The organism is Kosakonia sp. SOY2, from assembly GCF_027109175.1.
GTDB lineage: Bacteria > Pseudomonadota > Gammaproteobacteria > Enterobacterales > Enterobacteriaceae > Kosakonia.
On sequence record NZ_JAPVXH010000003.1, the window covers coordinates 12,840 to 24,961 of the forward strand.

Genomic DNA, 12,122 nt, shown 5'->3' on the forward strand with positions numbered 1-12,122 from the left:
TGGCGGAATTTTCGACATTGATCCATACTCAATGCGGGAAAAAACGCCTGAAAATTGCGCATCCGCAGGATTCGTCGTATAGTTGCGTGGTTGACGTAACGCAGTGTGTTTTGCGGCCACCAACCGCGAAAATGCTGACAAAAACCTCGCTCCGGCGAGGTTTTTTGTTTTCAGACGCCAGGTAAATAAACGTGATCGGCTGCGCAGTTTTCTGCGGGTGCGTAAAAAGCAGTTGTCGGCGAATGATTCCTGTGCTTGTATAAATCTCGTTAATAACACAACACACAGGCCCCTAATGAACGCTTCCACCAATCCGATGAACCTACTAAAAACCGCGCATAACGCCGCGGTGGTCGTCGTGCGTGTGGTGGTGGTCGTCGGCAATGCGCCGTAGGGTCCGGAACAACACACGATTCCAAAACCCCGCCGGCGCAAACCGGGCGGGGTTTTTCGTTTAAGCCTCTCCTGGAAAGCCGGCTCAGAAGAAAAGGACTGGAGCATGGCAAGTTCGGGCAGCACATCGCAATCCACGCGCTATACAGGCGCGCAGCTGATTGTTCATTTACTGGAACGTCAGGGCATCACCACCGTGACCGGCATCCCCGGCGGTACCGTTTTGCCGTTATACGACGCGCTAAGCCAAAGTAAACAGATTCGCCATGTGCTGGCGCGTCACGAGCAGGGCGCGGGTTTTATCGCGCAGGGCATGGCGCGTACGCAGGGCAAACCGGCGGTTTGTCTGGCGTGTAGCGGGCCAGGGGCAACCAACCTGGTGACCGCCATTGCCGACGCGCGTCTCGATTCGATCCCGCTGATTTGCATCACCGGCCAGGTTCCGGCCTCGATGATTGGCACCGATGCGTTCCAGGAAGTGGACACTTACGGCATCTCTATCCCCATCACAAAACACAACTACCTGGTTCGCGACATCAGCGAACTGCCGCAGGTGATTTGCGATGCGTTTCGCATTGCGCAGTCCGGTCGCCCAGGCCCGGTGTGGATAGATATTCCTAAAGATGTGCAGACGGCGGAAATTACCCTCAGCGAGCTGCCGGAACCGGGTCATAAAGCGCCAGCGCCCGCCTGGAACGCTCAGGATGTTCACGCTGCCGCAGAGATGATCAATGCCGCCGAGCGCCCGGTGCTGTATCTGGGCGGTGGAGTGATTAACGCGCCGCAGCAAATTCGTCACCTGGCGGAAAAAGCCAATATGCCCACCACCATGACGTTAATGGCGCTCGGCATGTTGCCAAAACAGCACCCGCTGTCGCTCGGGATGCTGGGAATGCACGGTGCCCGCAGCACCAACTACATTTTGCAGGAAGCGGATCTGCTGGTGGTGCTTGGCGCACGTTTTGATGACCGGGCGATTGGCAAAACTGAACAGTTCTGCCCGAATGCCAAAATTATTCATGTGGATATCGACCGCGCGGAGCTGGGCAAAGTGAAGCAGGCGCATGTGGCAATCCAGGGCGACGTTGGCGACGTGCTCGATGCGCTGATCCCGCAAGTCGAAGCCCATTCCCGCCACGCCTGGCGCAACACCGTGGAACAGCTGCAAAAAGAGTTTCCCGGCGCGATCCCGCAAGCGGGCGACCCGCTCACCCATTACGGTTTGATCAATGCGGTCGCTGCCTGCGTGGATGACAGTGCGATTATCACCACCGATGTTGGTCAGCATCAGATGTGGACGGCGCAGGCTTACCCGCTGAACCGCCCGCGCCAGTGGCTGACTTCCGGCGGGCTGGGCACCATGGGCTTTGGCCTGCCTGCGGCGATTGGCGCGGCGCTGGCAAATCCGGAGCGTAAGATCATCTGCTTTTCCGGTGATGGTAGCCTGATGATGAACATCCAGGAGATGGCCACCGCCGCGGAAAATAATCTCGATGTGAAAATTATCCTGATGAATAACGAAGCGCTGGGGCTGGTGCATCAGCAACAGAGCCTGTTCTACAAATCCGGCGTGTTTGCCGCAACCTATCCCGGCATGATCAACTTTATGCAGATTGCCGCTGGTTTTGGCCTGCATACCTGCGATTTAAACGCCGAGTCCAACCCGCAGGCTGCGTTGCAGGAGGTTATCTCTCGTCCGGGCCCGGCGCTGGTGCATGTGCGTATCGACCCGCAAGAAAAAGTTTACCCGATGGTGCCGCCGGGCGCGGCGAATACAGAAATGGTGGGGGAATAAGCCATGCAAACAACTGATAATGTCATTCTCGAACTCACCGTGCGCAACCATCCGGGCGTGATGACGCATGTCTGTGGGCTGTTTGCCCGCCGCGCGTTCAACGTGGAAGGCATTCTTTGTCTACCGCTACAAAGCGGCGAGCAGAGCCGCATCTGGCTCCAGGTGGCGAACGACCAGCGGCTGGAACAGATGATAAGCCAGATCGATAAGCTGGAAGATGTGGTGCAAATTATCCGCCACCAGACCGATCCTGGCGTATTCAACAAACTCGGTCTGTTCTTTGAGTAATCGCCGCACTTAACGCTGGCTGATGTCGAACAGCAGATTGCGTAGCCACTGATGCGCCGGATCGCGGTGGCTGCGTTCGTGCCAGGCCAGGGTTTTGGTAAATCCCGGTATCGGCAAGGGCGCTTCACGCATACACATGCCCGGTGTCAGGCTGGCGAGGCGCTGCGGCACCACGGCAATCATATCGCTGACGGTTAACATCTCTGGCAGGATCAGGAAGTTATTCACCGACACGCCCACGCGGCGGCTTTTACCGATTGCGGCCAGCGCGTTATCCGCCACGCCGCGAAAACGTTCTCCATCCCACGATACCAGCGCGTGCTCCAGCGCGCAGAAGCGCTCCAGTGTCAGCGTATCTTGCGCCGCATCCGGGTGGTCGGCGCGCATCATGCAGACAAAACGTTCCTCAAATAGCGCCCGGCTGTGCAGTGCTTCCGGCGTGCTGTGCGGTGTCATTAACGCCGCATCCACTTCGCCGCGCTCAAGCTGGCTTACCAGTCGCTGCGGCTCCACGGGTTCAACGCGGATGCGGATCCCCGGCGCGTGCTTTTTCAGCTCAGCAATAAACGGCACGATCACCACTTTAAGCGCGTAGTCGGTTGCCGCCAGCGTCCAGATAAATGTGGCGCTGAGCGGGTCAAAGGCGGTGGGTTTCAGCAAGCGGTCGATATCGGCAAGGATCTGTTTAACCGGTGCCGCCAGGGCCTGCGCACGCGGCGTGGGCACCATGCCATGCGGCGCGCGGATAAACAGCGGGTCGGCAAAATAATCACGCAGTCGCGTCAACATGCCGCTCACCGCCGGTTGCGTCAGCGAAAGGCGGGCGGCAGCGCGGGTGACATGGCGTTCATCAAGCAAGGCATCGAGCGTTTTCAACAGGTTAAGATCGAGGTTTCTGATATCGTTATTCATGATGATGACCAGCCAGAGCGATAATAAAGATTATCGCATTTACGGCTGTCCGTAGCGGGTAATTTCCCCGTATGATGAGCCTCTTTTGCGCTTCGGGAGCGGTTATGATTTGGTTGATGTTGGCAACGCTGGTGGTGGTTTTTGTGATTGGTTTCAGAGTATTAACTTCTGATTCTCGCCGCGCGATTCGCCGCCTCACCGACCGACTCAACATTCAGCCCGTGCCGGTGGAATCGATGATCGACCAGATGGGCAAAAGCGCCGGTAACGAATATTTAAGCTACCTGACGCGCCCGGACGAAGCGCACCTGCAAAACGCCGCCCAGGTGTTACTGATCTGGCAGGTGTCTATTGTCGATAGCAGCGAGCAGAACCTGGTTTACTGGCACCGGTTGTTGCAAAAAGCGCGGCTGGCAACACCTGTCACCGATGCGCAAATCCGCCTGGCGCAAGGGTTTCTGCGCGAACTGGAACCGGACAGAGCCGATCTCAATAATTTCCAGATGCGCTATAACGCGCTGTTTATGCCCGAAGAGGGCGTTCACTGGCTGCACTGATATCACGCAGCGTGATGATACTCATCAAAGATAGTCATTAGATTTATAACACCGCGCGGCGCAAAGTGGCCTCGTTCATCCATGACGAGGTACACCATGACGCAATCTCTGACGCAAAGCGCCATTGTCTGGCCGCAGGATTACCTGCCAGGCACCACCGATAATTTTGTCTCCAACGAAATCATTGTCGCCGGGCTAACGGCACATGAGATCTGGGCGCAACTGAACGATACTCGCCTGTGGCCGACTTACTACAGCAACGCGCAAGACATCCGTTTTCACGATGGCAGCGGCCCGTTATTAAGCGCCCGTGCCCGTTTTCGTTTCACTACCTTTGGTTTCCCGGTCGAGGCGCAGGTGTGTGAATATGTGCCGCCGGTTGAAGGCCAGGCCGCGCGTATCGCGTGGTATGGCTGGGTGGAAGGGGATGCGCAGTCGCGTCTGGATGCGATTCATGCCTGGTTGTTTGAGGATTTACCCGGTAGCCGCGTGCGCCTCCTGACCCAGGAATCGCAAACCGGTGTTCCGGCGCGGCAACTGGCGAGCGCGGTGCCAAACCCGATGATCAATGCTCACCAGGAGTGGATTGTCGGCCTGGCAACGGCGGCGCGTAACGCGCGGGCTAAAGAGTAAACCGTGCTGGTGTCGCGGCATAAACCTCATCGCAGTCATGCCGCGACTCCATATACACACTGGCGGACACGCTTTGTGCCTGGCGGTTGAATTCATCGCCGCCACAGAGTTGCCAAATTGTTAATTGCGTCACACATTTTGAATGTTACACTGCGCGACTTTCACGAATAAAAACTAAGCAGGTAACCAATGAGTGAGCAATCTGTAACGCAATCTTCTACGGATACGGTAAGTCGCCCGAACTGGTCGGCGGTATTCGCCGTGGCGTTTTGCGTGGCTTGCCTGATAACCGTGGAGTTTTTGCCGGTAAGCCTGCTCACGCCAATGGCACTGGATCTGGGGGTGTCGGAAGGTCTCGCCGGGCAAACCGTCACCGTGACGGCGTTTGTTGCGATGTTTGCCAGCCTGTTTATCACCACGGTTATCCGTGCCGCCGACCGCCGCTATGTGGTGATCGCGTTCGCGGTGCTGCTTACGCTTTCCTGCCTGCTGGTGTCGTTCGCCACCAATTTCACCCTGCTGCTGCTGGGTCGGGCCTGCCTTGGTCTGGCGTTAGGCGGTTTCTGGGCGATGTCGGCGTCGCTAACCATGCGGCTGGTGCCGATGCGCGTTGTGCCAAAAGCGCTGTCGGTGATCTTTGGCGCGGTGTCGATTGCGCTGGTGATCGCGGCTCCGCTCGGTAGTTTTCTTGGTGGCATTATTGGCTGGCGCAATGTGTTTAACGGCGCGGCGCTGATGGGCGCGGCCTGTATCATCTGGGTGTGGCAGGCATTGCCGTCGCTACCGGGGAAAACCGAGCACCATGAGAACATGTTCGGCCTGCTCAAGCGCCCCGGTGTACTGGCCGGGATGATCGCCATTTTTATGGTCTTCGCCGGGCAGTTTTCCTTTTTCACCTATATTCGCCCGGTTTATATGAATCTCGCCGGGTTTGATGTAGACGGGCTGACATTAGTGCTGCTGAGCTTCGGTATCGCCAGCTTTGTCGGCACGTCGTTCTCCTCGGTGGTGATGAAGCGCTCGGTGAAACTGGCGCTGGCGCTGGCACCGTTAACCCTGGCCATTAGCGCCCTGGTGCTAATTCTGTGGGGCAGCGATAAGGTTGTCGCGGCGGGCATCGCCATTATCTGGGGGCTGGGTTTTGCGCTGATCCCGGTGGGCTGGTCAACGTGGATCACCCGCACGCTTGCCGATCAGGCAGAAAAAGCCGGTTCCATTCAGGTGGCGGTGATCCAGCTTGCCAACACCTGCGGCGCGGCGATTGGCGGCTTTGCCCTCGATCACTACGGTTTACTTTCGCCGCTGGTGCTTTCCGGTAGCCTGATGCTGTTAACGGCGCTGCTGGTGGCCGCGAAAGTGCGGGTAAAAGCGTAAACCAGTCGGCTTATGCGGCGCGTATTTTGCGCCGCGAATCCCAGGAAATCAGCAATACCGACGAGACAATCAGCAGCGTGCCGAGCCAGTCCGGCAGCGAAAACGCCACGCCGAGGAGCGCCACTGACAGCAGGGCGCTGCTCAGCGGTTCGGCGCAACTCAGAATGCTGGCTTTCGAGCCGCCAATCATCTGCGCGCCTTTCAGATAGAGGCTAAACGTCAGCGCGGTGCCAATCACCACCAGGTAGAAGAACGCCATCAGCAGGCGGCCATTCACTACAACATCATTTCCCTGCCCGCCAAAGAAGGGCGTCAGCATCAGTCCCGCCAGCAACATACTCCAGCCGACAATCGGCAGCGTGCCGTAACGGGCGATAAGCTGCGAAGGGTAGGTAGTGTAAAACGCGGCGGCAAACGCCGAGACAATGCCCCACAGCAGCGCTTCAGGCGAGATAGAGAGCGACGTCAGATTGCCGTGCGTCACCAGTAAAAATGTACCGATAAGCGAAGTGACAATCGCCGACGCCACGGGGAAGGTGGGGCGCGCTTTGCGCACCAGCGCGAACCACGCCACGATAATCGTCGGCGAGAGAAATTGCAGCACCGTCGCGGTGGCGGCGTTGGATTTTTCAATCGTCAGCAGGAAAGTGAGCTGCACGGTTAGCGCGCCAAACAGCGAGAAGAACAGCAGGCTAAAGGCGTCTTTGCGGTTTTTCAGGATGGCGAAAATTTTGTCACCGTGGACAAACGACAGCGTTAACAAAATCACGCCGGTGAACAGCAGTCGCGTCATCGTCAGCCACGGCGAGGAGATATGACTTTTCTGCATTATGTACTGCGCGCAAACCCCGGAACTGCCCCATAAAACGGCGGCGGCCAGGACGTAAAACATCCCTTTCTTGCTCGAACCCATGTGCTAACCCAACTCTGTGATGCTGATGACTTATCGTAAGGCCGCGCATCATAACACATGTACAGAGTTTAACCGGAGGCGGCATGAGGGGGGACCGCCTCCGGTTTTGTTACCTTACCACCAGGCTTCCCACATCGCGCCGATGTTGAACGAATCGAGCGTCGAGTCGTTGGTGCCGTTCACGCGTGCGGTGCGTTTGTTATCCACTTCGCCGCCGGTCACGTAGAAGCGCAGCATCGGGCGGAACTCCGGTCCCATCGCGATAGAGATGTTCTGCGACAGGGTTGCTTTCCAGCCGTGGTTATCGCCGCCGTCATCATAATCTACGCGTTGATAACCCAGTTCCAGCCAGGTGGAGTGCACATCGTTCCACCAGTGCATCGGGCGGACAATCGCGCCATAGTTGCGGCGGTTATCCGCTTTGTTGGCGCTGTTGTCGTAGTCGTGGTACGCGAGCAGGTAGTCCACCTGCGTCTGCCGGGAGAATTTGTAGCTGCCTTCGAAGCTGGCGTAAATCGCGGTCAGATCGTCGGTTTTGTTAAATACGCTGTTATCCGCGTTATCGGAGTAGCGCGCGATCAGTTTGTTAATGCCGTGGTCGTAGGTGTGGCTCAGCACCGCACCACCTTGCCAGGCTTTCAGACGGGCATCGCTTTCAATCGCTTTCGAATCAAAACCGTAGTTAGCGTAAATTTCCAGATCCAGCGGGCCGACTTTCATGCCATGGATTTTGGAGGTCACCGCATAGTTACCTTTATCGCCGACGTTGGAGCCGCCAGTACAGGTGATGCGTGACGGGTTGGCTTCATCTTCCAGCACTTCCGGGCTACAGGATGCCACCGAACCAACAGCCGCGACATCAAACTGCACGCCGCCGATATCGAAGTTTTTCACCCCGGCGCCCTGGCCGTCGTGGTTCATCCAGAAATAGTCGTTGATGCCCTGTTGTGGACGCTGGTGGAAATCACGCCCTGCCCAGAAGTAGGCGTTCGGGTTGGATGCCAGCAGGTTGGTCACCCCGGCATAGGCTTTTTTCAGGTTAACTTCGTCGCCCCAGTGGTCGAACATCACGTTGACGTCCCAGATTGCGCCGTTGTCGCCTTTAAAGGCTTTGGAGAGCTGGAATTCACCGCCGTTGCCTTCGTTGCCCAGACGACCAATCGCCGACGCGCCGTTATAGGAGCCATCAACGCCAACATATTTCTGATCGCCAGACTGGAAGTGCGCGCCATAACGGGCGTAACCGCTAAATTTCAGGCCGTAAGGCACCGCCAAATCCGGGGTTTGCGCCGCGCTTTGCGGTTCCACCACCACATCCGCTTTTTTATTCACGGCGGCGTCCATTTTCGCCTGGCGTTCCGTCAGCGCTTTATCCACCGCCTTGGCGACGATGGCATCGATTTGCTCTTGCGTGAACTCTTGTGCGAAGACGGAGCCAGAGCAAAGGGTGGCCGCAACCGCCAGCGCCACTGGAAGTTTTTTATTAATTCTCATGGTTATCTCAATTTAGTAAGTTATTCTCAGACAATAACCATCCCGGGTGACCGGGCAGAGATTATTGCCATCACCATTACGAACTGCTTTTATTTTTTAAATGCGGGTACAGCTTAATTAAGATTTACCGTAATCAATTCTCCGTTAATTATTGCCGATATAAAGTGTGAAGCTGAATTATCTCTTCGGATAACTCACGCGCTAATAATGATGTCATTAAATGATCCTGCGCGTGTACCATAATTAATGTCATCGGTTGCCGGGCTTCGCCCGCATCCTGTTCGATTAATTTGGTTTGCATGTGATGCGCCTGGCGCGAGTAGCCATCCGCCTCCTTCAGCAACTGGCGCGCTTCGTCAAGATTGCCTGCCCTTGCCGCGCGCAGCGCTTCAAAGCACAGGCTGCGCGACTGTCCGGCGTTGACGATAATTTCCATTACCGCTTCTTCGAGTTCAATCATTGTCATTTAATCCTGAGTAAAACCATTATTTTCAGCGGTGGCGGCAAACCACTCTCCACTTTTCTTAATGGTACGTTTTTGCGTTGCCAGATCTAATTGCACAAAACCGTAGCGGTTTTTATAGGCATTACACCATGACCAGTTATCAATAAATGTCCACATATGGTAGCCAAGGCAATTACACCCTTCGCTAATTCCTTTATGCAGCCAGATAAGATGATCGCGAACAAACGTAATACGATAGCTATCGTTTATTTGCCCATCTTCAATAAAACGCTGTTCGTTCTCGACGCCCATACCGTTTTCGGAAATAAAACAGCGTGGGTTACCGTAATTGACGCGTAAGTTCGTGAGAATATCGTAAATACCCGGCTCATAAATTTCCCACCCGCGATACGGGTTCATTTTGCGCCCTGGCATTTCGTAATAATCAAACAACCACTCCGGCATAAACGGCGCATCGGGATTGACCGCGCTGTCCCGGCACTTTACCCGCCGTGGCTGGTAATAGTTAATGCCGAGCAGGTCGATTTTCCCTTCTGCAATCAGCGAGATATCGTCCGGCTGGCAGGCGGGCAACTGGTCATACTCTTTGAGCAGCGCCACCAGGTCAGCGGGATACTCGCCGCGCAGTACCGGGTCGAGAAAACTGCGATTGAACAGCAAATCGGCATAGTGCGCCGCTTTCACATCCGCCGGGTGCTGCGAACGTGGATAGGACGGCGTCAGGTTCAACACAATGCCAATCTCACCGGCGTAAAACCCGGCGCGAAATGCTCTCACCGCGCTGGCATGCGCCAGTACCGTGTGGTACGCCACCGTGGCCGCACGTTTAAAATCCACCACGTTCGGGTAATGGAAATCGTACAGATAACCGCCCTCTACCGGCACAATCGGCTCGTTAAAGGTGAACCAGTGATGAACCCGATCACCAAACAGCTCGAAACAGATTTGCGCGTAGCGGCTGAAAGCCTGCACCACTTCCCGGCTTTCCCAGCCGCCTTTTTCCTGCATCACCATCGGCATATCGAAGTGAAACAGCGTGATAAACGGCGTAATACCCTGCGCCAGCAGCTCGTCGATGACCTCGTTATAGAACGCCACCGCCTGCGGATTCACTTCACCATCGCCATCCGGGATCAGCCGTGACCAGCTGATAGAAGTGCGAAAGCTGTTGTGCTTGAGCTGCTTTAACAGCGCGATGTCCTGCCGCCAGTGGCGATAAAACGTCGAGGTCTCTTGCGGCCCAATCTGCTGGTGAAAGCGCCACGGTTGGCTGGCAAACCAGGCATCCCATGTGGTTGCGCTTTTACCGCCTTGCTGGCTTTCCCCTTCGGTTTGCAGCGCAGAGCTGGCGCTGCCCCACCAGAAGTTTGCGGGAAATACGTATTTCATTACCGACTCCTTTTCGTTACTGCGAATGCGTTACGGCTTAGTTACTGCGGACGGTTTCCGTCATCGGCGCGCTGCTCTGCGCTTTTTCTTCTTCTGCTTTCATTAATGAATGCTCGTAAGCACGCAGGAACGGCAGATACATCAGGGCGGACATCACCATACAAATCAGGCACATCACCACCGGGCTAAAGGCCCAGTTCGCCGCCCAGGATGCACCGATAGGCGCAGGCGTTGTCCACGGTGTCAGGGAGACGACTTGCGCCAGCAGACCCATTTTGGTGGCGGTGTAAGCCAGCACGGCGTTCACCAACGGCACACAAACAAACGGCACAAACAGCATCGGGTTCATGATGATCGGCGCGCCGAACAGAATCGGTTCGTTGATGTTAAAGAAGCTCGGTACGACGCCCATTTTGCCGATGGTGCGCAGATGCGCGACGCGGCTACGCAGCAGCAGGAATGCCAGCGGCAGGGTGGAACCGACGCCGCCAATCAGCAAGTAGTGATCCCAGAAACCTTGCAGATAAACGTGCGGCAGCGCAGCGCCCGCAGCCAGTGCGGCCTGGTTGGCGGAGAGGTTTGCCATCCAGAACGGGTTCATGATGCCGGTAACAATCAGCGAACCGTGGATACCGGCGAACCAGAAGATCTGGCACAGCAGCACGGAAAGCAGAATGGCAGGCAGGGAATCGGACGCGGAGACCAGCGGTTCCAGCACGTGCATAATCGCCTGCGGCAGAATCATGCCGGTTTGCGCTTCAATAAACAGGTTCAGCGGGTGCAGCGTACCAATGATCACCAACACCGGAATGAGGATTTCAAACGAACGGGCAACGCCGGTCGGCACCTCTTTTGGCAGACGAATGGTGATGTTGTGCTGCTTAAGCCAGGCGTAAACGCGGGTGGAGTAAATCGATGTCAGCAGCGCGGTGAAAATGCCCTGCCCGGAGAGATACTGGGTAGAAATTTTGCCATCGGCATACGGTGCGGCGACCAGCAAAAACGCCATAAACGCCAGCAGACCGGTCATTACCGGGTCGAGGTTAAACTGGCGACCGAGGCTCGCGCCGATCCCGACGGAGATAAAGAAGGTCATTACTCCCATGCTGAGGTTAAACGGCAGCATCAACTGCGCGCGGTATTCGGTGGAGAAATCGAGCCACGCGCGGGCGAAACCAACGGTGGTGTCGGCGGAAAACGGCGGGAAGATAAACACCAGCATAAACGAGCCGATGATCATAAACGGCAGCGCGGCGGTAAAACCGTCGCGAATAGCGATAACGTACTTCTGTTGCCCGAGGCGACCGGCCAGCGGCGTAATGCTTTGCTCAATAACCGTAATCATTGATTGATATAAGGAACTCATAAGAACACCTTTTTAATGCGCCGCTTCTATGAGCGACAGTGCATAGTCCAGTACCTCATTGCCACGTTGCATTCCGTAGTCCATCGGGTTGATGGGTTGGACCGGAATACCCTGAGCGGCGGCCTTTTCTGACAGCGTGTTTAACATGTATTTGACTTGCGGTCCGAGAAGCACGACCTGGTAACGCGGAAATTGCGTGTCGAACTCCGCGACGCCATACGCGTCGATCTCTACCGGTATATCGCGTTCCTTCGCGGCTTCCAGCATTTTCCTCACCAGTAAGCTGGTGGACATACCGGCTGAACAGCACAACATAATCCTGAACATCGTTAACCATCCTCGAAGTGTAAAAAGTTATTGCGGGATCGATTGGATATCATATGGAAACCGGTTTCCATTTGTTCGCCGCAGAAGTGTGATAGCTGTCAATGTCTATGAATTATCTGATGCCGTAATTGGATTTGCGTCACGGAATTTGGCACTCTGTTGAGAACAAAAAGCGCAAAATGGAAAATCGGTTTCCATCAAAAAGCGAAACCGTT

13 protein-coding genes are annotated in these 12,122 nt (G+C 55.8%); 6 read left to right on the forward strand and 7 right to left on the reverse strand.

What is annotated here, in order from left to right; genetic code table 11:
• Positions 1–295 precede the first annotated feature (295 nt).
• The 3 genes from ivbL (at position 296) to ilvN (ending at position 2,476) form a co-directional block, all read left to right on the forward strand.
• Positions 296–394 carry an ilvB operon leader peptide IvbL gene (gene ivbL, locus O3S68_RS16940; protein ID WP_110093690.1) on the forward strand — a complete coding sequence of 33 codons (99 nt, stop codon included), beginning with the start codon at positions 296–298 and terminating at the stop codon, positions 392–394.
• 105 nt (positions 395–499) lie between these two features.
• Positions 500–2,188 (forward strand): acetolactate synthase large subunit, encoded by a 1,689-nt coding sequence (ilvB, locus tag O3S68_RS16945; RefSeq protein WP_045507399.1) that lies wholly within the window; start codon positions 500–502, stop codon positions 2,186–2,188.
• 3 nt (positions 2,189–2,191) lie between these two features.
• Positions 2,192–2,476 carry an acetolactate synthase small subunit gene (gene ilvN, locus O3S68_RS16950; protein WP_017458118.1) on the forward strand — a complete coding sequence of 95 codons (285 nt, stop codon included), beginning with the start codon at positions 2,192–2,194 and terminating at the stop codon, positions 2,474–2,476.
• A 9-nt stretch (positions 2,477–2,485) separates the two neighbouring features.
• Here ilvN and O3S68_RS16955 read toward each other — a convergent pair whose 3' ends face one another.
• Positions 2,486–3,388, reverse strand: coding sequence for a LysR family transcriptional regulator (locus O3S68_RS16955; RefSeq protein ID WP_020455804.1), 903 nt, complete (start codon positions 3,386–3,388; stop codon positions 2,486–2,488).
• 104 nt (positions 3,389–3,492) lie between these two features.
• Between O3S68_RS16955 and O3S68_RS16960 the strand changes: the two genes are divergently transcribed.
• The 3 genes from O3S68_RS16960 to nepI all read left to right on the forward strand — a co-directional run bounded on the left by O3S68_RS16960 (position 3,493) and on the right by nepI (position 5,952).
• Positions 3,493–3,945 carry a DUF1198 domain-containing protein gene (locus O3S68_RS16960; RefSeq protein ID WP_045507402.1) on the forward strand — a complete coding sequence of 151 codons (453 nt, stop codon included), beginning with the start codon at positions 3,493–3,495 and terminating at the stop codon, positions 3,943–3,945.
• Between the two features lie 96 nt (positions 3,946–4,041).
• The gene (locus O3S68_RS16965) at positions 4,042–4,578 is read left to right on the forward strand and encodes an SRPBCC domain-containing protein (protein ID WP_269232043.1); all 537 of its coding nucleotides are present in this window, start codon (positions 4,042–4,044) and stop codon (positions 4,576–4,578) included.
• 189 nt (positions 4,579–4,767) lie between these two features.
• A complete protein-coding gene (gene nepI, locus O3S68_RS16970; RefSeq protein WP_045507408.1) occupies positions 4,768–5,952 on the forward strand; it encodes a purine ribonucleoside efflux pump NepI in 1,185 nt (394 codons plus the stop codon).
• Between the two features lie 10 nt (positions 5,953–5,962).
• On the opposite strand, the gene O3S68_RS16975 is transcribed toward nepI, so the two are convergent.
• The 6 genes from O3S68_RS16975 to O3S68_RS17000 all read right to left on the reverse strand — a co-directional run bounded on the left by O3S68_RS16975 (position 5,963) and on the right by O3S68_RS17000 (position 11,907).
• Positions 5,963–6,865, reverse strand: a complete 903-nt coding sequence (locus tag O3S68_RS16975) for an EamA family transporter (protein ID WP_044489528.1) — start codon at positions 6,863–6,865, stop codon at positions 5,963–5,965.
• 114 nt (positions 6,866–6,979) lie between these two features.
• Positions 6,980–8,359: a carbohydrate porin gene (locus tag O3S68_RS16980; RefSeq protein WP_269232044.1), complete on the reverse strand. Its 1,380-nt coding sequence runs from the start codon at positions 8,357–8,359 to the stop codon at positions 6,980–6,982.
• A 148-nt stretch (positions 8,360–8,507) separates the two neighbouring features.
• Positions 8,508–8,819, reverse strand: a complete 312-nt coding sequence (locus tag O3S68_RS16985) for a PTS lactose/cellobiose transporter subunit IIA (protein WP_044489757.1) — start codon at positions 8,817–8,819, stop codon at positions 8,508–8,510.
• A gap of 6 nt (positions 8,820–8,825) precedes the next feature.
• Positions 8,826–10,214 (reverse strand): glycoside hydrolase family 1 protein, encoded by a 1,389-nt coding sequence (locus tag O3S68_RS16990; protein WP_269232045.1) that lies wholly within the window; start codon positions 10,212–10,214, stop codon positions 8,826–8,828.
• Positions 10,215–10,251: 37 nt separating this feature from the next.
• On the reverse strand, positions 10,252–11,580 hold the full coding sequence (locus O3S68_RS16995) for a PTS cellobiose transporter subunit IIC (RefSeq protein ID WP_020455796.1): 1,329 nt from the start codon (positions 11,578–11,580) through the stop codon (positions 10,252–10,254).
• A gap of 12 nt (positions 11,581–11,592) precedes the next feature.
• Positions 11,593–11,907, reverse strand: a complete 315-nt coding sequence (locus O3S68_RS17000; RefSeq protein ID WP_017458127.1) for a PTS sugar transporter subunit IIB — start codon at positions 11,905–11,907, stop codon at positions 11,593–11,595.
• Between the last annotated feature and the right edge of the window lie 215 nt (positions 11,908–12,122).